Origin of the sequence: Sporosarcina koreensis, assembly GCF_000826145.2 — a bacterium.
Classification (GTDB): domain Bacteria; phylum Bacillota; class Bacilli; order Bacillales_A; family Planococcaceae; genus Sporosarcina; species Sporosarcina trichiuri.
Genome location: NZ_LN651337.1, coordinates 1,802,713 through 1,826,732, shown reverse-complemented (window position 1 = coordinate 1,826,732; position 24,020 = coordinate 1,802,713). Strand labels below are relative to the sequence as shown.

Annotated in this window: 22 protein-coding genes and 1 pseudogene; 8 read left to right on the top strand and 15 right to left on the bottom strand. The window is 54.4% G+C overall.

Annotated features, from left to right (window positions below; translation table 11 throughout):
• Nucleotides 1-14: 14 nt before the first annotated feature.
• The gene (locus BN1190_RS14620) at nt 15-1,226 is read right to left on the bottom strand and encodes a hypothetical protein (RefSeq protein ID WP_040287710.1); all 1,212 of its coding nucleotides are present in this window, start codon (nt 1,224-1,226) and stop codon (nt 15-17) included.
• A 176-nt stretch (nt 1,227-1,402) separates the two neighbouring features.
• Here BN1190_RS14620 and BN1190_RS14615 point away from each other — a divergent pair, with 176 nt between their 5' ends.
• Nucleotides 1,403-3,463, top strand: coding sequence for a catalase (locus tag BN1190_RS14615; protein WP_040287709.1), 2,061 nt, complete (start codon nt 1,403-1,405; stop codon nt 3,461-3,463).
• Between the two features lie 82 nt (nt 3,464-3,545).
• Here the strand turns inward: BN1190_RS14615 and BN1190_RS14610 are convergent, their stop codons facing one another.
• Entirely contained in the window at nt 3,546-4,490 is a 945-nt protein-coding gene (locus tag BN1190_RS14610) for an MBL fold metallo-hydrolase (RefSeq protein ID WP_040287708.1), read from the bottom strand.
• A 482-nt stretch (nt 4,491-4,972) separates the two neighbouring features.
• Between BN1190_RS14610 and cls the strand changes: the two are divergent.
• Both cls and BN1190_RS14600 read left to right on the top strand, forming a co-directional pair.
• A pseudogene (gene cls, locus BN1190_RS14605) lies at nt 4,973-6,426 on the top strand (cardiolipin synthase).
• A gap of 126 nt (nt 6,427-6,552) precedes the next feature.
• On the top strand, nt 6,553-7,629 hold the full coding sequence (locus tag BN1190_RS14600) for an S-layer homology domain-containing protein (RefSeq protein WP_052461911.1): 1,077 nt from the start codon (nt 6,553-6,555) through the stop codon (nt 7,627-7,629).
• A gap of 49 nt (nt 7,630-7,678) precedes the next feature.
• On the opposite strand, the gene BN1190_RS14595 is transcribed toward BN1190_RS14600, so the two are convergent.
• From BN1190_RS14595 to BN1190_RS14570, 6 genes are all read right to left on the bottom strand, one after another.
• Nucleotides 7,679-9,838 carry a type IA DNA topoisomerase gene (locus BN1190_RS14595; RefSeq protein ID WP_040287707.1) on the bottom strand — a complete coding sequence of 720 codons (2,160 nt, stop codon included), beginning with the start codon at nt 9,836-9,838 and terminating at the stop codon, nt 7,679-7,681.
• Between the two features lie 270 nt (nt 9,839-10,108).
• Nucleotides 10,109-11,026, bottom strand: coding sequence for a PEP phosphonomutase (locus BN1190_RS14590; protein ID WP_040287706.1), 918 nt, complete (start codon nt 11,024-11,026; stop codon nt 10,109-10,111).
• Nucleotides 11,027-11,136: 110 nt separating this feature from the next.
• Nucleotides 11,137-11,376, bottom strand: coding sequence for a sulfurtransferase-like selenium metabolism protein YedF (yedF, locus tag BN1190_RS14585; RefSeq protein WP_040287705.1), 240 nt, complete (start codon nt 11,374-11,376; stop codon nt 11,137-11,139).
• The gene (gene yedE, locus BN1190_RS14580; protein WP_040287704.1) at nt 11,366-12,577 is read right to left on the bottom strand and encodes a selenium metabolism membrane protein YedE/FdhT; all 1,212 of its coding nucleotides are present in this window, start codon (nt 12,575-12,577) and stop codon (nt 11,366-11,368) included. Before yedE ends, yedF begins: the two co-directional genes overlap by 11 nt.
• A gap of 113 nt (nt 12,578-12,690) precedes the next feature.
• Nucleotides 12,691-13,134 (bottom strand): hypothetical protein, encoded by a 444-nt coding sequence (locus BN1190_RS14575; protein ID WP_040287703.1) that lies wholly within the window; start codon nt 13,132-13,134, stop codon nt 12,691-12,693.
• A 99-nt stretch (nt 13,135-13,233) separates the two neighbouring features.
• Nucleotides 13,234-14,331, bottom strand: a complete 1,098-nt coding sequence (locus BN1190_RS14570; RefSeq protein ID WP_040287702.1) for an acyltransferase — start codon at nt 14,329-14,331, stop codon at nt 13,234-13,236.
• A 167-nt stretch (nt 14,332-14,498) separates the two neighbouring features.
• On the opposite strand from BN1190_RS14570, the gene BN1190_RS14565 reads away from it, so the two are divergent.
• Nucleotides 14,499-14,969, top strand: coding sequence for a DUF4825 domain-containing protein (locus tag BN1190_RS14565; RefSeq protein ID WP_179860804.1), 471 nt, complete (start codon nt 14,499-14,501; stop codon nt 14,967-14,969).
• A 45-nt stretch (nt 14,970-15,014) separates the two neighbouring features.
• On the opposite strand, the gene opuFB is transcribed toward BN1190_RS14565, so the two are convergent.
• Together opuFB and BN1190_RS14555 are read right to left on the bottom strand one after the other, a co-directional pair.
• Nucleotides 15,015-16,532: an osmoprotectant update ABC transporter permease/substrate-binding subunit OpuFB gene (gene opuFB, locus BN1190_RS14560; protein ID WP_040287700.1), complete on the bottom strand. Its 1,518-nt coding sequence runs from the start codon at nt 16,530-16,532 to the stop codon at nt 15,015-15,017.
• On the bottom strand, nt 16,529-17,470 hold the full coding sequence (locus BN1190_RS14555; RefSeq protein ID WP_040287699.1) for an ABC transporter ATP-binding protein: 942 nt from the start codon (nt 17,468-17,470) through the stop codon (nt 16,529-16,531). Before BN1190_RS14555 ends, opuFB begins: the two co-directional genes overlap by 4 nt.
• A gap of 238 nt (nt 17,471-17,708) precedes the next feature.
• Between BN1190_RS14555 and BN1190_RS14550 the strand changes: the two genes are divergently transcribed.
• Both BN1190_RS14550 and BN1190_RS14545 read left to right on the top strand, forming a co-directional pair.
• Nucleotides 17,709-18,674 carry a c-type cytochrome gene (locus BN1190_RS14550; RefSeq protein WP_040287698.1) on the top strand — a complete coding sequence of 322 codons (966 nt, stop codon included), beginning with the start codon at nt 17,709-17,711 and terminating at the stop codon, nt 18,672-18,674.
• Nucleotides 18,675-18,812: 138 nt separating this feature from the next.
• A complete protein-coding gene (locus tag BN1190_RS14545; protein WP_040287697.1) occupies nt 18,813-19,787 on the top strand; it encodes a c-type cytochrome in 975 nt (324 codons plus the stop codon).
• A gap of 51 nt (nt 19,788-19,838) precedes the next feature.
• Here the strand turns inward: BN1190_RS14545 and BN1190_RS14540 are convergent, their stop codons facing one another.
• The 3 genes from BN1190_RS14540 to BN1190_RS14530 form a co-directional block, all read right to left on the bottom strand.
• Complete coding sequence (locus BN1190_RS14540; RefSeq protein ID WP_052461909.1) at nt 19,839-21,032, bottom strand: serine-tRNA(Ala) deacylase AlaX; 1,194 nt, start codon at nt 21,030-21,032, stop codon at nt 19,839-19,841.
• Between the two features lie 135 nt (nt 21,033-21,167).
• Nucleotides 21,168-21,410, bottom strand: coding sequence for a hypothetical protein (locus BN1190_RS14535; RefSeq protein WP_040287696.1), 243 nt, complete (start codon nt 21,408-21,410; stop codon nt 21,168-21,170).
• A gap of 21 nt (nt 21,411-21,431) precedes the next feature.
• Complete coding sequence (locus tag BN1190_RS14530) at nt 21,432-21,737, bottom strand: DUF3243 family protein (RefSeq protein WP_040287695.1); 306 nt, start codon at nt 21,735-21,737, stop codon at nt 21,432-21,434.
• A 152-nt stretch (nt 21,738-21,889) separates the two neighbouring features.
• Here BN1190_RS14530 and BN1190_RS14525 point away from each other — a divergent pair, with 152 nt between their 5' ends.
• Nucleotides 21,890-22,396: a general stress protein gene (locus tag BN1190_RS14525; RefSeq protein WP_040287694.1), complete on the top strand. Its 507-nt coding sequence runs from the start codon at nt 21,890-21,892 to the stop codon at nt 22,394-22,396.
• A gap of 90 nt (nt 22,397-22,486) precedes the next feature.
• On the opposite strand, the gene BN1190_RS14520 is transcribed toward BN1190_RS14525, so the two are convergent.
• Nucleotides 22,487-22,675, bottom strand: a complete 189-nt coding sequence (locus tag BN1190_RS14520; RefSeq protein WP_040287693.1) for a CsbD family protein — start codon at nt 22,673-22,675, stop codon at nt 22,487-22,489.
• A 220-nt stretch (nt 22,676-22,895) separates the two neighbouring features.
• Between BN1190_RS14520 and BN1190_RS14515 the strand changes: the two genes are divergently transcribed.
• Nucleotides 22,896-23,303, top strand: a complete 408-nt coding sequence (locus tag BN1190_RS14515; RefSeq protein ID WP_040287692.1) for a hypothetical protein — start codon at nt 22,896-22,898, stop codon at nt 23,301-23,303.
• 127 nt (nt 23,304-23,430) lie between these two features.
• Here BN1190_RS14515 and BN1190_RS15140 read toward each other — a convergent pair whose 3' ends face one another.
• Nucleotides 23,431-23,607, bottom strand: coding sequence for a hypothetical protein (locus BN1190_RS15140; protein ID WP_179860758.1), 177 nt, complete (start codon nt 23,605-23,607; stop codon nt 23,431-23,433).
• Nucleotides 23,608-24,020: the final 413 nt, after the last annotated feature.

Sequence of the window (24,020 nt, the reverse complement as noted above, 5' to 3'; positions counted from 1 at the left end):
CTTCCCGGGGTTTGTCAGCGTGCTTGGTAGAGGCGCCGCTTCGTGATGATCCGCGATACGGCGAACAGGAGGAGTTCCACTGCCAGCACAGCAGCCAGCAGGACGATGAATCCCTTCGCGACGGTGATCGTCTCCGTATTCAGCAGGTAATTCTTCTCACCTGTAATAATCTTGCCGAAATCGAAGTAGGTCTGCGGGAAATAGCTGATGTCAATACCGGCAAGTTCCCGCGTCGTCCGGCCGTCATACAGCCGCTCCGCAAAAATGACAGCCGTTCCGAAGAGGAGGACGAGCCATTCGTTCTTCAGCAGGAGTCCGAGCACCGTATTCAGACGGATGATGAGATAGACGAGCAGGGGGACGGCCAGTAATGAAATCCCTATGAACTTCAAGATGCCCATCACGCCGTAGTCCTCGATGGTGAACGTCTGCTGGGCTGTCATGATGGGCACATCGAGATCGGCAGGCCCGAAGCCGAATTGGAGAGCCAGCAGGAGAACACCGACAGCCAGCACAGCGAAGATGACAAGCAGTGTATACAGGAAGGCGGACAGCGATTTCAGGTTCAGCTGCCGGTACCAGGACACGGGAAGACCTTGTAATACAGAACGGTGGAGCCGGTCCCGGGAAACGATATCGCTGCTGAAATACACAGCGCAGAAGAGCATGAAGGCAAAGCCGTATGTCTGGAGAAAGCGCTGCAGCGACTGGAGACCTGTCTTCTCGAACAGCAGCCCTTCCGTAACCGTACGCTTATTGGAAAGGTAGTCTTCGTAGCGCAGCATTGTCTGATGGTACAGATGTTCCCGATCCTTGCCGGGAAATGGTGAATTGCTGAAAAGACGGTCATCCTGTATGTAGACGGAAGGGTCGGACTCCAGATAGGCGGTGCGCAGATGGAGATACCGGAGGAAGTTCCGGTCTTCATAGGCATTCAGGAATGCGGAGAACAGCCCGTGGTAGTATGCATTCATGGCGAATACGGGCTGCCCGGTCATGAGGATGATCCCCGTATTGCCGTTCTTCAGTCGCTGCTCCTGCTCGACTTCCAGTTTCGTCAAGTACAGTTTGGTCTCATCGATATCGAGCGTCTCAGGCGTCTCCCGATTCGGGACGAGCAGGAAACAGTAGATCAGCAGAAGTGTGCCGATGAACAGAAGGAACGGGATGGTCCGTCTGCCCGCAGCCGTCAGCAGAAATTCGTGTTTCAAATATGTGCGGTTCATTCCCGAGTCCCCTTTAACGATTTTCCAGTCATTTACTGAGAGTTGCAACCTACTATAATAGTATGTTCAAAATAGTTCAATATATCTTCTTGTGGAAAAGCCCGGACGTAATCTTCGACGGCCTCTTCACATACACTGTAAATGGTTGAAAATCTCGCTGAGAAAGGTGCGCATGTATGGATAATCGATTTTCCGACGAACATGACAAGTCGGTCACGAATCGCAAGCTCGAACAGCTTGAGGAGTTCCGCATCCAAAATACAGGAAATCCCCTGACGACGAACCAATCACTGAAACGGTCGAATGACGAAGATCAGTTGAAAGCCGGTGTCCGCGGTCCGACGCTGCGGCAGGACTATGAGTTTTTCGAGAAGATGACGCATTTTGTCAAGGAGCCGATCCCAGAGCGGAAAGTGCATGCGAGGGGATACGGCGCACATGGAGAGTTCGAGTGTTACAAATCCATGAAGCAGTACACGAAAGCCGGATTCCTGCAGGAAGAGGGGAAGAAGACACCGGTATTCGTCCGGTTCTCGACTGTTCAGGGGCCCCGCGGATCGAAGGATACTGCCCGTGATCTGCGCTGCAAAGGAGTGAAATTCTATACGGAAGAGGGCAACTACGACCTGACGACAATTGACATGCCGGTGCTCATTAACCAGGATGCCATGAAATTCCCCGATGCCCTGCATGCCTACCAGCCGGAACCGAGGACCGGCATGCCGACAGCTGCAGGCGCCCATGATAATTTCTGGGATTACGTAGCAAACAATCAGGAAGCCCTTCATATGACGCTTTGGGTCATGTCCGACCGCGGAATCCTTAGAAGTTACCGTATGATGGAATCCTGGTCGATCAACACCTATCTGCTCGTGAACGAACAAGGGGTCGCCACCTTTGTACGGTTCGTCTGGAAGCCGATCCTCGGCACGCATTCTCTCTTACAGGACGAAGCACAGAAGATTGGCGGCATCGATCCCGATTACCACCGCCGTGATCTGCGGGAAGCGATCGACCGGGGGGCATACGCAGAATATGAACTTGGCGTGCAGCTCCTGTCCCAGGAGGATGAGTTCAAGTTCGATTTTGACATCTTGGACCCGTCCAAATTTTGGCCGGAAGAACTCATCCCAGTTCAGCTGATCGGAAAAATGACATTGAACCGGAACGTCGACAATGAATTCGCCGAGCTTGAACAAGTGGCATTCAACCCGGCGAACGTCGTGCCCGGCATCGACTTCTCGAACGATCCTGTGCTGCAGGGACGGCTGATGGCCTATCAAAGTGCGCAGTATCACCGGCTCGGCAGTGCGAACTTCCAAGACTTGCCGATCAACCGCCCCCTCTGTCCGTTCACCAATAATACGAGGAAGGGCTTCATGCGGTACCGGATCGATGTCGATCAGACAAACTACCATAAAAACTCCATCTCGGATAATACACCGTATACCGTACCGCCGGAAGAGGGAGGATACGCCTCGTACCCGAAGAAAGTCGAAGGGCACGTCATACGCGCCCGGAGCAAGTCGTTCGATGATTTCTTCACACAGCCGCGGATCTTCTGGAACAGCCTTACTCCTGTCGAAAAACAGCACATGATCGAGGCACTCAGCTTTCAGCTCGGCTGTGTCCAAAGTGAGTCGGTCCGTCAGCAGAACGTCGATATCCTCGTCAAGGTCGATAAGGAGATGGCCAACATCGTTGCAGACAATATTGGTGTCAACCGTCCGAGCGGCAGCCATGTGCCGGTATCCACCAAGTATCCATCCCTCAGCCAGGCCAGCACACCGAAATACGCATATTCCCAAAAGGTCGGGGTGCTGATCACGAACGGATTCGATACGGAGGCGGTCAAAAAAACTCTGGATGTATTGGAGAAGTATGGTGTATTCGTCGTAATCATCAGTGAAACCCTCGGTACAGTGACCGGCAGTGACGGCACCAAACTGAAAGTGGATGAAACGTTCCTGACGACAAGCCCGTATTTGATGGACTCTCTCTATATCGTTGGGGGAACTCCGAAAAATGCAGATAAGTTCAATTACGACATGAACGAATACATTAACGTCGCTTACAAGCACTACAAACCGATCGGGGTTGCGTCCACTGGCCGGGCATTCATCCGGAAATCGGCGCAGAACAATATGGCTGGCGTCGTGTTTGCTGACAATAATCCGGACTTCGTCGAGGAATTTGTGGCAGCAGTCGCACAGCAGCGGTTTTTCGACCGAACGTAAGCAAACGCAAACAGACGCGTATTCCGATAACTGGAATACGCGTCTGTTTTCATTCAGTGCGGATAAGGGAGGGACAGGGCTCTCACGAATCGCAGAGCGTCTCCCCGAGCCGCAGCAGCGTCAGCCGTTCCCGCGGAAGACCGCGCCTGTGCCACTCGGCCAGAAGCCGGTCGAGCGCTTCTTCCGTCGTATCGTCGGCCAGCCGGAATGCGCCGTAATGCATCGGGATGAACGTATCCGCCCGGACATCTTCGAATGCCTGTACAGCTTCCTCAGGCGTCATATGCTGGGTGCCCATGAACCATTCCGGCTCATAGGCACCGATCGGCAGCAGGGCATAGCGGATATCCGGGAAACGGTCGCCGATTGCACGGAACCCCGGAAAGTACCCGCTGTCCCCGGCATAATACAATGTACCGAACCGCTCTTCACCAGCGGCTGCCTGGCGGATCACCCAGCCGCACCAATGGGACGTGTTCGTGTCGGTCAGCGAACGCTTCGTCCAGTGCTGGGCAGGGACCGCATGGTATGAAAGCGGGCCGATGGTGACGTATGCTCCCCAGGGGACTTCGTAAACGCACGACTGTTTCATGATCTTGCGTACCGCCGGCCCCAGACCGTCGGGCACCAGGACTGCCGGACTGCCCGGCAGCTGCAGGAGGGAAGGTTTGTCCATATGATCATAATGGGAATGCGACAGCAGAACGACATCGATCGCAGGCAGTTCCGCAGGCGGCAGACCGGGCGGCTCAAGCCGGACATCCAGCCCCATCCGGCGCGCAAACACCGGGTCCGTGATGATGTTGAGTCCAGCGATCTGCAGCAGGAACGTCGAATGGCCGATCCAGGTAATCGTGGAATCACAGCGGTTCCGCTGCAGGCGCGCCGTCTGCTTGTCCGGCGCCTGGCCGATTTTGAACCGCATGTCCTTTTTCTTCCGCATCCGCTCGCGCCGCCAGCGCATCAGTTCCCCGAACGTCGCTGGCCGTGCCGCCGGATCCAGATTCCGATACCGTCGTTTCTTCATGAAGCAGTCCCCCTGTACAACCAGTTTTCCCCATTATAGCGCAACGGAGTTACCCAGACGATGCAGAAAGAGCGGGCTTCATTGCAAGGGGCTTGGAAACTGCTCATAAACTGGCGAAACTGATCATAAATCTTGGGAAACGCTCATAAAACTTGATAAGTGATCATAAACTCGGGAAAGTGATCATAAATTTCGTAAAGTGATCATAAACACAGAAAATCGCTCATAAACCATGCCAAACCGCTCATAACTTCACACAATCAGGAACACAGCATGCCCGCGGACTGGCTGTCGGCTGCCACCAACCCGCCGTGCCGCTCCGTATGCACTTCAGACAAATCAAACCCCTGGCTTGCCGGCTCCGCTGTGCTACGCATTTTTTTATAGGAACAGAAGGACGCAAAAGGAGTCTCCCAGAGCAGAAAATAGATTGTATCGTTCACGGAAACCTGGCATCATGGACGGTAAAGGAGCAGACGCCTATGGAAATTGGAAATATCATTACATTGACCGCCACCATCACAATCATCGTGAACGCCTTCCTGCTGGCGGGGGTGCTGTTTTTCGAACGCCGGGACATCGGCAATACATGGGCATGGATCCTTGTCCTCGTCTTCCTGCCAATCGTGGGCTTCATCCTCTATCTCTTCCTCGGCAGGAATCTGAAGCAGAACAATTTCTACCGGCTCACGGAAAACGAGCGCGGGGAAATCCAGACGGAAGTCGATGCGCAGCTGGAGGCAATTGACCAGGGGACCTGCTGAAGGAGCCCGCTCTGCAGGTACAGGAAGAACTCATCCATATGAACCTGAAGTCGGCGGATGCCCTGCTGTCCACCGATAACAACATTGAGATCTTCAGCGACGGGCATGCGAAATTCGATGCACTCGAACGCGATATACGCAGCGCCCAAACCGAAGTCAACATCCAGTACTATATCTTCCAGAAAGACGAACTCGGCCGGCGGCTGCGGGATGCGCTGATCGAGCGGGCAAGAGCCGGCGTGAAAGTGCGCCTACTGTATGATGAGGTCGGCTCCAAAAAGACCCCGCCGAAATTCTTCGACGAGCTCCGGAAAGCGGGCGGGGAAGTCGAGGTATTCTTCCCGTCCTTCTTCCGGCTCATCAATTTCCGCATCAACAACCGGAACCACCGCAAACTGGTCATCATCGACGGTAAAATCGCCTACATCGGCGGGTTCAACGTAGGGGATGAATACCTCGGACTCGACAAGAAGTTCGGCTACTGGCGGGACACCCATCTGCGGATCGAAGGGCGGGCCATCCACCACATCCAGGGGAGGTTCATCCTCGACTGGCATCAGGCTGGCCGCGGGAAACCCGGTGAATGGGATCAATACGAATTCGCAGCGGGTCCGGCACGGGGGACGAGCCCCGTCCAGGTCGTCGCAAGCGGCCCCAATTCCCGGACGGAGCACCTGAAGAACATGTACATCAAACTCATCCTGGCGGCGAAGGAACGCGTCTATATCCAGACGCCGTATTTCATTCCTGATACGAGTTTCATGGATGCGTGCAAGATAGCATTGCTGTCGGGCGTCGACGTGCGCATCATGATCCCGTGCAAGCCGGATCATCCGTTCGTCTACTGGGCGACCTGGGCATATGCTGGGGACCTGATTGCGTATGGTGCGAAAATCCTGCTATACAACAACGGATTCCTGCACGCAAAGACGATGGTCGTGGACGGGGAGACGGCATGTGTCGGGACGATGAACATCGATTCCCGCAGCTTCCATCTCAACTTCGAGGTGAGTGCGGTCATCTATGACAAAGCCATTGCCGGACAGCTGCAGGAACTGTTCCTGAAAGACACTGAAATCAGCACCGAGCTGACGGCGGAACGCTACGCTGAACGCTCTTTGCTCATCAAGTTCAAGGAAGGCATCTCCCGGCTGCTGTCGCCTGTCCTATAGGGAAAAGACGTCCGCAGAATATACCCGGACGTCTTTTGCATGAATAATCCTTTTCCTCTGGAAATAAGTTGATAGGATGGCAGCAGATTGGTATGCTGGAACAAACAGAAGAAGAGGAGTGAGCACATGAAGAAGTTATGGACACTTGTCACCGTCATTGGTCTTTCCTTCATCCTCGCGGCACAGCCTGCAGCGGCTGCTGGATTCCCGGATGTCCCGAAAACGAACCGCTTCCACGATGAAATCAATTTCCTCGTCGGCAAAAACATTATCAGCGGCTATACGACCGGAAAGTTCCAGCCGAAAAAGGACGTGACACGCGGGGAAGCGGCCATCATGGTCGGCCGGATGCTCGACCTGAACGGCACGAAGCGCGCGACCAAGTTCAAGGACGTCGGCAAGAACTATGGCGCGAGCGGCTATATCGCCTCAGCAGCGGACCGCAAGATCATCAACGGCTATCCGGACGGCACCTTCCGTCCGAACGAGAAGATTTCACGCGGTGATATGGCGATGATCCTGGAGCGTTCGTTCGGCATCATGGCGGGAAGTTATGGCAGATTCAGTGATGTCGGTCATCACATGAACGCCTCCACGGCCATTTTTGAAATGGCAGGTGCCCATATTGTGACGGGGTATCCGGATGGCACCTTCCGTCCGACCGCGAATGTCACACGCGAGCAATTCTCAGTCTTCCTTGCACGCGGACTCAGTACTGAATTCAAACAGCGGACGCTTAACAAAGACGGCTATGCCTATGATCTGACAAAGACGTATACGTACGCACAGCCGAAAGGCGAGTTGCAAGTCGCGTATAAAAAAGTGACCATCAAGCCTGCAGAAGTGACATTCCACGGATATTTGTGGGAATTCAAGGATACGGGCGACGGCAGTGTCTATCACCTGGATCAGCGGGAAACAAAAGATGGGCTTTACATGGTTCATCCGCTTTCTGAAGCCGAAAAGGAGCTTATCTATCCTGTGAAATTGAACACGAAGTGGCAGCCCGGAATGGATTTCCATGAACGCGTCACGATCACAGGGATCAATAAAACCGTGAAAACACCATATAAGACATTCACAAAGGCCGTGGAAGCCACAAATACAAATGGAAATAAATCTTACTTTGTCAAAGGAATCGGACGAGTGAAGACGGTCGATAAATCCGGCAAGATGATCAGTGAATTGAAATCGATCCAGTAAATGAGGAAACCAGGCGGAACGGGGGATGCCCCTGTTCTGCCTGGTTTTTTCATTCCTTCTTTCTGCTTTCCGCAAACAACAGATTCAGCTTACCGTCCTTCAGCTCGAGCGCCGCATCAAACTTCTTGCCGGCACCGGACTGGAAGCCTTTGATGACGTTCGTCCGGCCCTTCGTGCACAGCAGTTTCACCTGCGCGGGCGTCAGCTTCTTCTTCAGGAAGTAGCCCGGGAATGTCTGCTTGCAGCCACTCTTGTAGTTGCTGCAGCCATAGAAGTCCTTGCGGGCGACAATTGTCCCTTCCTTGCAGGCAGGACACGGCGCCACTTCGACCGGCGTATATGACTTCCGGCCGGACGGCGGCCTCGGCGGCAGCGTGATGTCGATCGTCTGCTGCTCGAGCTGCTTCGGCACATCGTCGAGCAGTTTCCGGATGAACTTCGAGACGTTGTCGAGGAAGTGGGTCCCCGTGCCGTCCCCGCTGCCGATCCGTTTCAAGTACGTCTCCCATTTCGCCGTCATCGACGGGCTCGCGAGCAGGCTGCCTTCGATCGCCTGGCAGAGCACGCGTCCTTTGTCGGTGATCGAGACAATGTTCTTCGTGACGGAGATGTAGCCGTGCTTCTTGATCGTCTCGATGATTCCGCTGCGCGTCGCTTCCGTGCCGAGCCCTTCGATCTCTTTCAGGATATCCGTTTCGCTCTGGTCCTCGACGAGCTTGCCGCACGTCTTCATCATCGCGATCAGCTGGCCTTCCGTATATGGTTTCGGCGGCTGGGTCGCCCCTTCCTTGATGCCGATCTCGCTCTGCACCGTCTCGTTCTGCGACAGCGGCGGCAGGGCGGGTTCCTCTGCATCCTTGCCTTTTTTCGGCGGCACGGCGAAGAGTTCCTTCCAGCCCTTGTCCACCTCTGTCTTGCCCGTTGTGAAGAACGGCAGCCCGTTGACGTCCGTCGTCACTTTCGTCTCGGTGTACAGGTAGTCCCGGTGGAACATCGCAAGCGCCGTCCGGACGACTTCTTCATATAAATTCCGCTCGAGCGGGCCGAGTTTTGCGATGGCGGCCGCAGTCGGCACTTTCTTCGTCGGAATGATCGCATAGTGCTCCTGGACTTTCGAGCTGTCGACGAACCGCTTCTTCGGTGTTTTCGACACGATGTCGAACGGCTGGCCGATGAGCTGCTGATAGTCTTCGGCAGCGTCTGCCAAGTACTTGAACTCACTCGGCGTAATATGCCGCGTATCGGTCCGCGGATAGGATACGAGTTTCTTTTCATAGAGCGCCTGCATCGTTTTCAGCACGGTGGCGGGACTCGCTTTCCAGCGCCGGTTCGCCGTCGCCTGCAGCGTCGACAGGGAATGGAGCTGGGGCGGCGGCATGCGCTTGTCCGATGTCTTGAGCTCCGTAATCACACCGGGCGACCGCTTCGTGATGCCCCGGCTGTTCAAGGCGTCCGCAATCAGTTCCCGTTTCGGCTCCTTCAGTTTCGCCTTTCCTTTGTACGTCCCGTGTTCCGCAGTGAACAGCGCTTCCGCTTCGAAGAACGGCTCGGAGACGAACGTCTCGATCTCCCGCTGCCGCTGGTAGATCAGGTAGACGGTCGGCGACTGCACGCGTCCGATCGGGAATACTTCCTGGATGCCCTTCGCCTTCAGCAGCAGCGTATACAGCCGCGAGCCGTTCATGCCGACAAGCCAGTCGCTGATCTGGCGGGACTTCGCCTCCTCGTACAGCTGCAGATCCTGGCGGTTATCGCGCAAGTTCGCGAACCCTTTCCGCACTTCGTCGGCTTCGAGCGAATTGATCCACAGCCGCTTGATGGTCTGCCCGCGGGCGCCCGTCTGGTTGTAGATGCTGTAGAAGATGTTGGAGCCTTCCCGGTCCACGTCACACGCATTGATAATCGTATCGGCATTCTTCATAAGTTTCTTCACGACTTGGAACTGCTTGTACTTGCCCTTCGACACCTCGAACTCATAGCGCTCGGGCAGGATCGGCAGGCTGCCGAGCGACCACCGTTTCCAGGATGGGTTATACGTATGCGGTTCCTTCAGCTCGACCAGGTGGCCGACGCCCCATGTCAAAAAAGCCCCCTCCGGAAAGGTCGGGCACGGCAGGAGTTCCATATAGCCCTCATGCTTGCGCGCCGAAAACGCATCGGCGTACGCCTTCGCCTGCGACGGTTTCTCCGCCAGGATCACCGGTTTCATGACAGCACCTCGGTTTCTTGTAATAGTACAGGTGTTCTGATTATCTCATAACTAGAATGGGAATGCGAATATTTCCCAATTGAAAAAAGTAACCATCCTCCGCTCTGGCTGCGTGTGAGATGATTACTTTTCAGGTCTAACACCGAATACAGGCCAACCGCTCTTCAAGCGGATGGGACTGCAGCTGATCGGGTGTTCGCGCACCCAGCTAATTTCATGTCTCCCTAGTATAGCATATTGGTAAATTGGATTGGCAGTACAGACTAAGGCTTACCTCAGCACCGACTTCGCCATCCGGACATACGTATGGCGTCTCCCGCGGATGGTGATGGAGTATGTCATGATGTTCTCCGGCACGGCGATGCCGTAGAAACCGGTGTCGCCGATGTGATGGATGTCAGCACCGGCCATCTTGCTGTTCAAGGCGATCTGGCGGATGGTCGCCTCATCGGCCCCTTCCTGGCTCGTGCCGATCGTCAGCATGGCGAGGGCGCCGTTCGCGTGGACATGCCGCACGTAGGATTCCGCTGTCTGCACAGTAATACCGGGAATCGTGCCGGGCGCCGGCATGAGGATGACGTCCGCGCCCGCTTCGATGAACCGCGTCAGCATATCTTCGGAAATGATGTCGCCGCCCATTTCGCCGGCGACTCCAGCACCGTGCATCTTGCCGGCGATGATCAGCCCGGCCACCCCGAATATCCGACGCGCCTCACGGATTGCCGCCACGGTCGCTTCGTTCGAAACACCTGTCTTCGGATTGCCGGTCAGGCAGACGAAATCGAAGCCGAGATCGGCCGCGGCCTGCATCGCTTCCGGGGTCGCGAGCCGGCCGGCATCCACACGGCTGAGCTGTTCCGCAGCGGCGGCATCCGGATCGACCGGCTCGAGGTTCAGCCCGACCGGCCGCCCCGTCAACTCCTTCAATGTGCGGATCACTTCGGACTTTTTCTCACAGTCCAATCCTTCCACCACCGGATGGAACACATCGAACACATTCAGCAGCAGCAGGTCCGCTCCGAACGACGCGGCCAGCTCCGCATTCGTCACGTCCGGATAGAGCGGCGGGGCGGATGCGATCGTCTCCGACAGCATCACCCGGCCCTCGCAGGCCCGGATTGATTGTTTCAAAGTCTGTCCGTCCATTTCCTTGAAATCACTTGCTGTGCAGTCCAATACCCGTTTCATGCCATCTCCTCCTTTGATTGCTTCCTTCATCATCTCACAATCGGAGGGACAAGCGCCAACGCCTGCAGACAGTAAAAAACAGGCACCGGAATGCCGGTGCCTGCTGCGGGTCATGCGTAAATATAAAACAAATACTCCTGTCCGTTCTTCACAGGATCCTGTGCGAACGTGTAGCCGTGTGCGAGTGCCTCTTCCGGCACGTTGCGGAACGAACCGGGGCAGTCGGTGATGACCTGCAGCAGTTCGCCTTTCTTCATGCCTTCAAGCGCTTCCAGTGTATAGATGACCGGATACGGGCACGATTCACCGCGCAGATCGAGCGTGAAATCAGGTTCGAGATCAGTTTGCATGCTGTTTCGCTCCTTTCATCGGTACGAGTTTACTGCGGTATTGCTTTTCCCGGAACACGGTCAGGCCATACAGGACGCCGAGCATGAGGAGGGTCGCCGCGATAGCGCCGACCGGTCCGAGCGTGTCTATCAAGTTGACTTGACTGCCGCTTGCGACGAGTGTCTCATAGACGCCGAGATGATCCCACGCATAGGCGAGGAGGGTGGCGCCGATGATATTGCCGGCGAACACCGGCAAAAAGAGCACTTGGCCTTCCATCAGCCGGTACATCATCCCGGTTTCACAGCCCGATGCCATGACGATACCGAGACCGAACAGCACGCCGCCGACGAACGTACTCAGTGCGGCGATCTGCGTGATCGGCGTCATTCCGTAGACCGAAATCACGATGATTGTAATGACGGAACTGACTGCCATCCCGAGGATAATCGCTTTCGCCATCATGCTGCGGCCGACGAGGAACAGATCCCGGAATGCCGATGTGAAGCAGATCTGGCCGCGCTCGATCAGGATGCCGAATGCGAGGCCGAACAGTGCTCCGAGCCCGAGCCGTGTCTGGCCTGAGGTAAAGAAATAGATTGTCAGCGCCGCGTAGACGAGTGCGATGGCGGCTCCGGCAACCGGCTGGATGGTCCGCGATTTCACTTCCGACGGCTTGACCGCACCGCCGCGGACGAGCGACGGGCGTCCTTTCCACCAGCGCGTCTTCGTCAGTTTTGCACCGAAGAACGTTCCGATGCCTGTCGCGACGATGAAGATCCAGGAGTGGAACGAAAACTGCGGCACACCGGTGAAGAAGGCGGCCAAGTTGCAGCCGAGGGCGAGCCGTGCACCGAATCCCGCGATGATACCGCCCGTCAGCCCCTGGACGTAGCGCCGTTTCTGTTTGGGAAGACGGATCTTGAAACTGCCGCTCAACAGCACCATGACGAGCGCGCCGATGAACATCCCCCACACAATCCAGCCGTCCGGACGGTTCCAGGTCGCCCCCTGCAGGTGTACCATGTCATAGTACGCCCATCCGGAGATGTCCACGCCTGCCAGCTTGAGCAGGTCGCCGCCGAGCCGGGTGAACTCACCGGTCACTGCCCAGACACCGCCCGTGAGGCCGAAATAGACGGCACTGAGGATACCGGCAGCCGCAAGAACCAGATAAGGGTTCCAATAGCGGCCGAAAATCGAATGATATATAGTTTTCATCTCATTTAGCTCCTTCTAAAAGTACTTTTCTATTCTATGCCTATTTCCGGAGAAATCAAGAAGGAAGCCGGACAAACAAACAAGCCCCCGCTGCCGGAGGCTTGTGTACACAGCTATTTCGGATCGATGAAAACCGCTTTCAGGACAGGCACGCCGTCCGTGTCTGTTTCAGTATAGCTGCCATAGACGGTCACCGTCGTTCCTTCCGGGATTTCGGTGCGTTCCCCGAGCCGCAGATCGTCGACCCACAGAACAGTTTCAGCTTCATCTTCAACGTCATGCTTCAAACCGAGCTTCCCGTCTTCGTTTGAGAAGACAGTACCGGTGAAGTTCACTTTCTTATTGGCGGGCACGTTACCGGACGCAAGATCCGCATAGGCCACTTCTTCCGTGTCCCCTTTGAGCCCTTCTTCGAGGTCGGTCACAGCACTCGTCTCAGCGGGCTGTTCGGCAGCAGGCGCCGTATCAGCCGTCTCCGGTTTCGGTTCAGATTTATCTGTATCGCTGCAGGCGGACAGCAGAAGCCCTGCAGCCAGCAGCATCATCAGTTTTTTCATCACAATCGCCTCCTTGTCCAGTGTAAACAATTTTCGGCAAAAAGAAAATACGCAACTGATCAAAAAACCACCGGAATCGGCTGGATGCCCGGGGATGTCCTACTCTTTGACCTGCCAGAACAGCGGAGCCTTCTTCGGCAGTTTTCCAAAAACAAAACTCGCGAACGGCACGAACCGGTGGAAGAACCAGATGATGAGATAGCACAAGATCACCGTAATCGTATATTGCAGGAAGATCGTCACATGCCAGGACAGCGGTGTGCCGCGCGTCGGCAGATACTTCATGACCTGGAACAGGACAAGAGGGTGCATGAGGTAGAAGCCGAATGAGTAGGTCGCAACGCTCCGCATACGGTGCACCGATACCGTGCTGCTCCAGCGGGCAAGGTACTCCCCGAAGTAGAAGAAGAACAAACTGCCGATCACCTTGAACAGGATGCCGATCATCTTATAATAATCATCATCGATCGGCAGCCGCTCGAAGTACGTATTCCGGTAGCGGATGAACACATACGTCAGGCCGAACAGCAGCCCAGCTGCTCCGGCCAGCAGCATTCTCTTCTTCGACATCTTGTCGATGATCGTTTCGTAATGGACGCCGATCCAGGCGCCGAGCATGTACGATCCGATGAAACTGAACATGAGGGGGACTGTCACGAAGTCCGTATGCATCGTAAACTGGAAGTATCCATACTCCGCGAGGATCCCGAAGAGCCATAAGTAGTTCCGGAAGAATGCAAACTTGCGCACCAGCAGCATAAGAAGGGGAAAGACCAAGTAGAATTGCACAACAATGAAGATGAAGTAAAGCTGATATTTACTCTCCCCGAACAGGAGCCGGTGCAGAATATCGGACAGTACGAGCGGACGGTCCTGATAATGCCACATTTCGACTTCGTAGATGAGTGACCAGACAATATACGGAATCAGTATGTAGGTGACCCGTTTCTTCCAATAGGACAGCAGAACATCTTTCGTGAACGGCCTGTCCCGGTACATATAGAAGAACACAATCCCCATGATCATGACGAACATGCCGCCTTCGACACGGACGATATTATTCAGGAAAAAATAGAACGTATTCTGGAACGAAGGAGCGGGGAACAGATGCCGGTATTGAGCTGTCGTATGGACGAGCACGACAAAGAGCGCAGCAAAAAATCGCACATAGTAGATGGAAGCGATTTCTTTTTTCATTGAAATTCAATCCTTTACCGGCGTAATATGTAAACCAACTGCCAGTATACCAAACGGTCGGAACGGAATGCAAAACAATTTCGCAGAGCGAAAAACTCTGCATGTCGCGGAATAGGGTTATACTATATAGACTGTGACAATGAGTGAATAGTTGAGGAGGAATGATCTTGAAGAGATTATGGATGGCAGCGGCGGCGGCCCTCCTGCTGCTGATTGTCGGTGGATGCGCAGAAGGGAATGGATCGAAGGATCTGTTTTCGTATAAGAACTCGAAGATCGGTGACAATAGCAGCATCGGGGCGATAGTCGGACTGCTGCCGGGCAGCGGTCAGTTCGAAGGGATGGAACTGCAGACGGATACGGAACCCTATGGAGCGAAGCTGTTCTATGAGACGGCAGATGGTGCGTTCACGGATGACATGATGCTGCATAATGCCTCGGCCATCTTTGCACTTGTGCCGAATGCAGGAGTCCTCACTTTCGTCGTTGACGGCGATCCGCATACCGTCAGCCGGACGGTTCTCGATGACTGGTATGGCCAAAAACTGTACGACATCGGATCCGAAGATGAACTGAAAAAACTCGAAGAAGAGCATCCGGCGAACGCAGGGGAGATGTCGATGCTTTTCGAATCATAAGGAAAAGCCGGCCGGCATCCCGAAACGGGTGCCGGACCGGCTTTTTCAGTGGAGCAGGCCTGCGTTCTGCAAGTATTCGCGTGCCACGTCCGCCGGCTGTTCACCGCCGGAATTGACCCGGTAGTTCATATCCCGCATTTCATCATCCGTCACCTTGCCTGAAAGCGTATTGAGAATTTCCTTGAGCTCCGGATGCTTATCGAGTGTTTTCTGCAGCAACAGTGGTGCTCCCTGATAAGGCGGGAACAATTCCTTGTCGTCCTTCAAGACAGTCATCTCATACTCCTTCAGCTCACTGTCGGTGGAGTAGGCATCCATCAGGTTGATGTCTCCCGTCTCGATGGCCTGATAGCGCAGTTTCGGCTCCATCGTTCTGACGGATGGGAAATCGAGGCCGTACAGCTTCTGGATACCTTTGTAGCCGTCTTCCCGGTCATTGAATTCAAGTGTGAATCCGGCTTTCACATTGGATTGGACCGCGGCCAGATCGGAAATGGACGAGATGCCGGTCTGTTCCTCGAATGCTTTGGAGATGGCAAGTGTATAGGTGTTGTTATAGGCCATCGGTTCCAGGAACGCCATGCCGAATTGGTCTGCGAGCCCTTTTCTTGCCTGTTCATATACTTCTTTGCGGTCGTTGCTGACAGCTTCCTCCTTCAGGAACTCGGACAGCGCTGTCCCGGTGAATTCCGGATACATGTCGATGCTGCCCGACTTCAGCGCGCTAAAGACGAACGACGTTTTCCCGAGCCCGGGTTTCAGTTCGACGGACAGATCCGTCCCGTCTTCGATCAGCAGTTTGTACATATTTATGAGGATCTCGGGTTCCGCACCGAGTTTCGCGCCGATGACGAACTGCTTCTCTGAACTTCCGGACAGGAACGGAAGGACGATGACGAGCAGGGCAGCGGCGAAGAAGACACCGAGAGCCGCCGCCGCGCGCTTGAAGGGAAGACCTTCGAACTTCTTCAGCAGGAAATCGAAGAGTAGCGCGAGTAATGCAGCGGGAATCGCGCCGAGCACGATCAGGGAAGGGTTGTTCCGGTCGATACCCAGCAGGATCAGGTCACCGAGACCGCCGGCGCCGATCAGGGCGGCCAAAGTAGCCGTTCCGATGATGAGTACCATCGATGTCCGGATCCCCGCCATGATGACAGGCATGGCGAGCGGCAATTCCACTTTGATCAGCCGTTTCCACGTGTTCATGCCCATCGCGGTCGCGGCCTCTCTCAAGGATGGGTCCACCTCTTTGATGCCCGTGTATGTATTGCGCAGGATCGGCAGCAGGGCATAAGCGACGAGTGCGATGATTGCCGGCACTTTGCCTATTCCGAGCAGCGGGATGAGAAGGCCGAGCAGGGCGAGCGACGGGATGGTCTGCAGAACGGCACTCGCCCCGATGACCGGTTCGGCGATGGCGCGCTTGTTCGTCAGCCAGATGCCGAGCGGAATCGCGATCAGCACGGCAAAGAAGAGGGCGATGAACGAGAGCTGTACGTGTTCGAACAGTGCACCTGCCAATTCGCCTTTGCGTTCCTGGAATACGTCTGTGAAATGCGTCATGCAGTCGCCGTCCTTTCCTGATCAGCCAAGTACTTGAGAATGGAGCCACGGGTCAGGATGCCGATCGTCTGTCCGTCTTGGATGACCCGCACAGCATCTCGGGATTGTAATGCTTCCAGGACGGCATGCCAGCCTGCATCTCCGGGCATGGAGGGTGCGTCAGCGGCTTCCGATCCTGCCGGCTCCATATAGTCCTTCACATTGAAAAGGTGAGACGTGCGGCTGCCCGTGAATTCCTCGACAAACGGCGTGGCGGGTGACCGCAGTATTTCTGCCGGTGTGCCGAGCTGCTCGATCCGTCCGTCTTTCATGAGACAAATCCGGTCACCGAGTTTCATCGCTTCCTGGATGTCGTGCGTGACGAACACGATGGTCTTCCGGATGGTGCGCTGCAAGTCCAGCAGGTCGTCCTGCAGCTTGGTCCGGCTGATCGGATCGAGTGCACTGAACGGCTCGTCCATCAGCACGACGTCGGGATCCGCAGCGAGTGCCCGGACAACGCCGATCCGCTGCTGCTCCCCGCCGGACAGTTCGTTCGGTTTCCGGTTCCTGTATGTATCGGGCTCCAGTCCGGCCATTGTAAGCAGTTCGGTGACACGGTCCCGGATCTTCCCCTTTTCCCACTTCTTCAATTCCGGCACGACGGAGATATTCTCTTCGATCGTCATATGCGGGAACAGGGCGATCTGCTGCAGGACGTAGCCGATCTCCCAGCGCAGTTCATGGATGTCATAATCGCTGATACGCTTGCCATGGATCCGGACCGTGCCTCCGGTCAGTGGAATCAGCCGGTTGATCATCTTCAGGGTGGTCGTCTTTCCGCATCCGCTCGGTCCGATCAGTACGAAGAATTCCCCTTTTTCGATTGTGAAATTGATATCCTCCACGACATTCACACGGCCGTCGTATGATTTGTCCACATGCTCAAACTCGATCATTCCCCCACGTCCTCTCTGCTGGTCTCTCCGCAGCTGCCTGTGCAGAGTCCGCCTTCTTACCTATATCCTGATTTGTCGCATCAGAAACATGAATTATATAAGAAGTATAGTGTTTTACAATCGAGTGTTTCATAAGAGAGACGGCAGGGAAGAGGACGAATGGGCAGTGTACTGAATACATAATAAATATAGAAAAATAATCGGCCGATGCAGGATGGCCGATCAGGGAGGGGACAACTTGAAGAACAAATCAGTTTGGGCACTCGGTCTTCTGGCAGTCATAGGGGCCATTGCGATTGTCGTGCTGGCAAATGCATTGAAAGAGAGCAAAGAGGAGAAACAGGCCATCCAGGGCGGAGACGTCGGAGAGGTGCTGGATGATGTCGAAGTGGCGTATAATCCGCCCTCGATGGATGATCTGCCCGACGGACCGGAAGGCGAAGCGATCCAGAGAGGCTACGATCTCATGATGGACACATCCAATCTCCTGCGGGAAAAAGCGAAGGCGACGGATGGTGAGGAAGTGATGAGCCAACTGGCGTGTACGAGCTGCCATGCGGGCGCAGGATTGGATGAGGACGTCTCGTCGCTCGTGGGTGTCACAGTGGAATATCCGAAATACCGCTCCAGGAACGATGCGATCGCAACAATCGGCGACCGTATCAATGGCTGCATGGTGCGCAGCATGAATTACGAAAAATTCGAGGAAGGCGATGAAGATCTGAACGCGATGATCGCTTACATGGCCTACATATCGAAAGGGATTCCGCCTGGAGCTGATATGCCATGGCTCGGCAAGAATGAGGTGGATGAAGTGCCGATCCCGAATGTCGACAAAGGGGAAGGGATCTTCCAGCAGTCCTGCATCACATGCCACGCTGCCGACGGTTCCGGCTCGGGTCCGACGACAGGGCCGGCTTTGTGGGGGGATGGATCGTTCAATGACGGTGCCGGCATGGGACGTATGTCGAAGATGACGGGCTTCGTCCAGAAAAACATGCCACAGAACGCGCCGGGCTCGCTCAGTCTTCAGGAAGCAGCGGACGTGACGGCCTTCATCCTGTCACAGGAGCGGCCGGAATTCCCGGATAGCGGGTCGGACTGGCCGGATGGCGGCGGCCCGACGGATATCATGGATAAGGAAAAACAACAGCAAGTGAAAGACGGGACTATCGACTGGGAAAAGGTTTTGGGACATAAGTAAAAGCCGAAATATTCTGCATAGTAGAGGCGAAGGACAGGGGCGGCTCAGGGATTTCCCTATGTATTTCAATATCGATACAAATAGGCGGAAGGCGGGTGTATACTGTATATATAAGCAAGGAAGAAGGGGGAGAGTAAGTTGAGAAGAACATCTACATTGGTCTTATCCATCATCATTGCGGTCTTTGCGCTTACAATCGTGCTCATGTCTTTCCAGCTGAAGACGAATAAGGCATCCGAAGCGGAGGACATCACAGAAGTCGCTCAGCCCGATGTCACAGACAGCGGAACGATCGCCTATAATCCGCCGTCGATGGATGACGTTCCCGATGATGAGCTGGGAACAGCCATCAAACGGGGCTATGAACTTGTGAACGATACGTCGAATGTGCTCCGCAGTGAAGCGGCCACGGCGGAAGACGGTGAAAAACGGGTGAACGAACTGTCCTGTACAAGCTGCCATGCAGGAGCTGGGCTGGATGAGGAGGTCTCTTCACTGGTCGGCATGTCCTCCGTCTATCCGATGTATATCGGCCGCTCCGGCAAAATCGTTTCCTTGGAAGACCGGATCAACGGCTGCATGGTACGCAGTATGGACGGACAGAAGTTCGACATGGATGACCCCGATCTGCGTGCCATGGTTGCGTACATGACGTATATCTCCGAAGGGATTCCGGTTGGGGCTGAACTCGACTGGCGTCATCAGAACAGCTTCGAAGACATGCCGTTGCCGAATGTGGCAGATGGCGAGAAGGTCTACCAGCAATCCTGTGCAACCTGCCATGCTGGCGACGGCAGCGGAACAGGGTCCAATACAGGCCCGAAATTGTGGGGGCAGGGCTCATTCAATGACGGGGCAGGCATTGCACGTCTGACGAAAATGGCCGGCTACGTCAAGAATAACATGCCGGTCGGCAATGTCGGCAGCCTGTCCGATCAGGAAGTGGCGGATGTCGCTGCATTCATCCTTTCACAGGATCGACCGGAGTTCGCACACCACGACAAGGACTGGCCGAATGGCGGCCGCCCGTCGGACTCGATGACAAAAGAGCGGCGCGATGAAGTCAAAGCCGGCACGATCGATTGGGAAGCCGTCATTGGCAAAAAAGAATGACAGTGAAACACCCCCTCCATCCGTTGCGATGGAGGGGGTGTTTTGGGCAGGTCAGATATGCATAGGAATGGACCGTTCCAGCAGTTCGGCAAGTTCCCCGGCGGACATGAGGCGGGCACCGCCGCCTTGTACGGCGGCAGCTGAACCGCCTCCTTTCCCTTCGATCGCCGGCAGGGCGATCGAGGAGGCTGTCCGCAGATCAGGGGTCAAGGAGGCACTCCGCGACAGGACGAACTGGAGTTTATCCGCAGATTCGGAGACGAGGATGACGATGGCCTGCTCACGAAGTGCAATCGTTTTCTTCGCAAGTTTCTGCAATTCCTTCATTGGACGGTCAGTATACGTCTGCCGGATCTTGATGGACTTGCGGCTTGCCAGACGTTCCGCCTCCCGGTCGAGCAGTTCTTCCCGGGCGTGTTCCAGCTGCTTTTCGAGGGAATGCTGGGTCTGCAGCAGCAGCCCGGCAGCCGAGGAAGTTCCCAGAAGCGGTGCGCTCAGCAGCTGGGATGTCTTCGTCAGCTCCTGATGGACCGCTCCCAGCTGATCCAGCACACGGCCGCCGCACACAAAATGGATGCGGGTATGCTGCTTTTCTTTTTCGGAGGACAGGATCTTCAGGGCGGCGACTTGTCCGGTCGCTTGCGGATGCGTCCCGCCGCATCCGTTCGTGTCGAAGTCGGGAATGATGACAAGACGGATCTCCTCTTCGACACTGACTTCTTTCCGCAATGCATACTGACCGAGTTCTTCCTGCGTGACCCAGCGCTGTTCGATCGGCCGGTTTTCAAGGATGACCTGGTTGGCCAGACGCTCCGCTGCAGCGAGTTCTTCTGGTTTTATATGGGGCGTGTCGATATCGATCGACACAAGTTCCCGGCCTAAGTGGAAACTGACGGTCGGATATCCGAACAGCTCAACAAGCGCAGCGGTCAGGATGTGCTGGCCGGTGTGCTGCTGCATATGATCGAACCGGCGCTTCCAGTCGATTTCCCCCGATATGGTGCCTTCTGCAGAAAGCGGCTGCTCCGTATAATGACGGATTTCGCCATCCGCCTCTTCGACATCTGTTACAGCAACCCCATCGATCGTGCCGATATCATGGGGCTGTCCGCCGCCTGTCGGGTAGAATGCCGTGTTATCCAGGATGGTATATGGCCGTCCGCTCTCATCAGCGCCATGACGGATCACACGTGCAGTGAATTTCGTTACATAAGGATCTTGATAATAGAGACGATCTTTCAGCATCGGAAAACCCCTTTCAACCTTCATATACAACTGTTTCCATTGTACGGCGGGGAGCTTGCAGATGCAAAACAGATGGGGGTTATCATTTCCCGGGAAATAAAAAAACAGGGAGGTTGAACTCCCTGCCTGCATCGGTCACTGGTTATCAAATTTCTCTTCAGTCGCGGATTCGTCTTTCGACTTCCGATGGTTTTCCTGTTTCTCCTCTTCCCATTCCATGCGTGTATCTTCCACAGGAATAGCATCAACGGTCTGCATATCCTCATGCATGTCGAAGAGTGTCTCCTTATCGGTCTTGATCCCTTCAGGGTTGTCCATGTAAGGTTCTATGACGTCTTTCCGGTCTTCTGAAGTGAATGGCTTCTTCTTATCATCCATATCTGGTTCCTCCTTTAGGAGTTACTCCGCTTTGACAAGTTTCAAGAGCAGGCTGGACAGTGCTTTCTGTTCGTCTTTGTCGCCCACCTTCCAGAGCTCCTGGAGCACGTACTGTTCACGGTTTTTCGGTTCTTCGTGCTTCGCAAGGTAGCTGGCAACGAATTCAGTCGCTTTCGTCAGCTGATTGTCACTGAGTCCTAATTTTTCACCTTTTGCAACCTGATCCGCCAAATAAGACTTGAAACGGTTGAAGTTCTCAAGAATATCCTCTTTCTTCTCACTGTCCATATTCTGCAGCTCGCCTTCAACTTTGCCTTTAACGTCCATTCAAGCGTCCACTCCTTTTGTGTAGTAGTATCAGTATTCACCTTTCCGGAAATATTAAACCTGGCTGACAAAGGGTTTCTAACCCCCGGAGAATGGGGAATAGATACTGTAACCGGAAAGGCATTCATTTAAGGAAGGGATGTGAAACGACAATGAAACAGAAGAGATACGTCGGCACCTACCACTCCATTGATGTGGTACTTGCAAAAATCACTGAGCTGAAGTCACTCGGCTACACGAAGGATGAAATTTTTGCCGTTTCCAATACTGAAGACAATGATCGTATGTTGGAAGACCAGACCGATATCATGCTGCCGACACGGGAGCAGGACGGCTGGCTGGCGCGCATGAAGTTCCTATTCACCGACCAGGAGCCTGCCAAAGAGGCATTCGATCAGCTCGGCTTCAATGAGCAGCAGACGCAGGCGTTCTATAATGAAGTCAAGGACGGCGGTGTGGCATTGTTCGTCATGGATGATCCGGACGCACCGACCCATCATGATCCGGCAGGCACGCGCGGCGGAACATCCGCACCGACACCGTTTGACAGTGAGGGCGAGATGACGGACAGCGGCATCCCGCTTGAGAACGCAAGTGAGGATGTGGAAGCTGAAGAGAATGCCGGGCGGTATCCCCGCATCAACACAAATAAGCTGTAAGAAACCAGTTGTAGGCTGACCGGTTTTTTTGCAATAAAAATAGCCGGAACAGCTGGTCATTCAGCTGTTCCGGCTGCTTATCAGCAGGTATCAGCGGCGATCACGATCGTCTTTGTGCTCGCCGACCTGCTCCTGTACCTCGCCTTTCATTTTGTCGTACTTCCCTTCAGCCTGTTTGCTGATATCATCCGTCGCATTGCCGTACTGGTCTTTTGCTTCGCCTTTCACTTTGTTCACAGCACCTTTTACCTTATCTGAAAACCCGTTGTCGTTGCTCATTCAAAAAACCTCCTCTATGTGTAATAGTCATTTCATACCCTTCGTGGTGCCGAGTTAAACTACAAGCGAAAAAGGGTATAGTTACTATCTACCAAGCAGCAGGTATGTTTTTAAGTCTTCGCCCTTACTCGTAAATAGGGCGAAACATATCTATCGGAATTGCTGAATTATTTATATACTGGAAGATAGATGCAGAACTTCACGACTCGGAGGTGATGGCATGTTTCGAAGAGGAAGATTCGCACGCTGGAACGGAAACGAGTATGAAATCAGTTCCAGGAACCGACAGATTTATTTGACAACCACCGACAAGACTGAACTGGAGAATGGCTTTTCACGCTTGGGAGGGAAGACTTCTTCTTTTGTCCGGCCTGTCACAATCAGTGAATTGGAGGACGCTTATGAAATTGTTCCATATGCATTACTGGAGGGACATCGATTTGCAATAGAGGGGATCGACAGCCGGACAGGCCTCCTGAAGCTGGTGACCAACAACCCATTCGCTGCGAAAAAGGTAGCTGTGCTTCCGCATGGGAGTGACGCTTTTATGATCGAACTCCCGATGGACAATGTGCAAGTGGCGGAAGACCGCATCCCGATTTTAGGCTTCGAAGACCGGCTGGCCTGACCTCCCAGCCGGTTCTTTCGCGGGTCTGTCGGCTGCAACCAATCGCAGCGGCTTGCCCATTTATAGAGTGTAAACCATGATACCGCATAGGAAAACCGCTTCCGGTAAACCGGAAAGCGGTTTTTTTTTACTTATGTGCAGGTGATGGCGTCTGTGGAGAACGGGAATCCTTGTGTTTGTCTCCGCGCATCGGTGTGTTGGCGAAATCATCGAACTGCTTAGAGATTTTGTCCCGCGCATCTTTGTTGCGCATCAGGAAGGCGGCGCCGAGTCCTACCGCAGCAAGTGCTAATGTTTTTTTCATCGTGAACTGCCTCCTCTTTTAAAGTGTACCGTTCCATTCCCTATCCGGTGAGAAGTCAAACAGCTGCTCGGGGGCAGCGATGAATCATCGGTGAATGAGGGGGGTGATCATAAATCGGTGGAAGTGATCATAAACCCCGCAAAGTGATCATAAATCCGCGAAACCGCTCATAAACCTCGCAAAGTGATCATAAATCCGTGAAACCGCTCATAAACCCCGCAAAGTGATCATAAATCCGTGAAACCGCTCATAAACCTCGCAAAGTGATCATAAATCTGTGAAACCGCTCATAAACCACGTCAAAGTGATCATAAACCCTGTCAAACTGCTCATAACCTCAGCAAGCCAGCCTGCCAACTCACAAAGCCTTGCCTTTTCTCATTGTTTTCTAATCAATTCGACAGTGTTTTCCC

What these genes read in the sequence shown, in the direction of transcription:
- BN1190_RS14620 (WP_040287710.1), bottom strand. Translation starts at nt 1,226, where the DNA reads ATGAACCGCACATATTTGAAACACGAATTTCTGCTGACGGCTGCGGGC.
- BN1190_RS14530 (WP_040287695.1), bottom strand. Translation starts at nt 21,737, where the DNA reads ATGGACGTTAAAGGCAAAGTTGAAGGCGAGCTGCAGAATATGGACAGT.
- BN1190_RS14525 (WP_040287694.1), top strand. Translation starts at nt 21,890, where the DNA reads ATGAAACAGAAGAGATACGTCGGCACCTACCACTCCATTGATGTGGTA.
- yedE (WP_040287704.1), bottom strand. Translation starts at nt 12,577, where the DNA reads ATGAAAACTATATATCATTCGATTTTCGGCCGCTATTGGAACCCTTAT.
- BN1190_RS14590 (WP_040287706.1), bottom strand. Translation starts at nt 11,026, where the DNA reads ATGAAACGGGTATTGGACTGCACAGCAAGTGATTTCAAGGAAATGGAC.
- BN1190_RS14575 (WP_040287703.1), bottom strand. Translation starts at nt 13,134, where the DNA reads ATGAAAAAACTGATGATGCTGCTGGCTGCAGGGCTTCTGCTGTCCGCC.
- opuFB (WP_040287700.1), bottom strand. Translation starts at nt 16,532, where the DNA reads ATGACGCATTTCACAGACGTATTCCAGGAACGCAAAGGCGAATTGGCA.
- BN1190_RS14515 (WP_040287692.1), top strand. Translation starts at nt 22,896, where the DNA reads ATGTTTCGAAGAGGAAGATTCGCACGCTGGAACGGAAACGAGTATGAA.
- BN1190_RS14535 (WP_040287696.1), bottom strand. Translation starts at nt 21,410, where the DNA reads ATGGATGATAAGAAGAAGCCATTCACTTCAGAAGACCGGAAAGACGTC.
- BN1190_RS15140 (WP_179860758.1), bottom strand. Translation starts at nt 23,607, where the DNA reads ATGAAAAAAACATTAGCACTTGCTGCGGTAGGACTCGGCGCCGCCTTC.
- BN1190_RS14570 (WP_040287702.1), bottom strand. Translation starts at nt 14,331, where the DNA reads ATGAAAAAAGAAATCGCTTCCATCTACTATGTGCGATTTTTTGCTGCG.
- BN1190_RS14615 (WP_040287709.1), top strand. Translation starts at nt 1,403, where the DNA reads ATGGATAATCGATTTTCCGACGAACATGACAAGTCGGTCACGAATCGC.
- BN1190_RS14600 (WP_052461911.1), top strand. Translation starts at nt 6,553, where the DNA reads ATGAAGAAGTTATGGACACTTGTCACCGTCATTGGTCTTTCCTTCATC.
- BN1190_RS14540 (WP_052461909.1), bottom strand. Translation starts at nt 21,032, where the DNA reads ATGCTGAAAGATCGTCTCTATTATCAAGATCCTTATGTAACGAAATTC.
- BN1190_RS14595 (WP_040287707.1), bottom strand. Translation starts at nt 9,838, where the DNA reads ATGAAACCGGTGATCCTGGCGGAGAAACCGTCGCAGGCGAAGGCGTAC.
- BN1190_RS14520 (WP_040287693.1), bottom strand. Translation starts at nt 22,675, where the DNA reads ATGAGCAACGACAACGGGTTTTCAGATAAGGTAAAAGGTGCTGTGAAC.
- BN1190_RS14555 (WP_040287699.1), bottom strand. Translation starts at nt 17,470, where the DNA reads ATGATCGAGTTTGAGCATGTGGACAAATCATACGACGGCCGTGTGAAT.
- BN1190_RS14610 (WP_040287708.1), bottom strand. Translation starts at nt 4,490, where the DNA reads ATGAAGAAACGACGGTATCGGAATCTGGATCCGGCGGCACGGCCAGCG.
- yedF (WP_040287705.1), bottom strand. Translation starts at nt 11,376, where the DNA reads ATGCAAACTGATCTCGAACCTGATTTCACGCTCGATCTGCGCGGTGAA.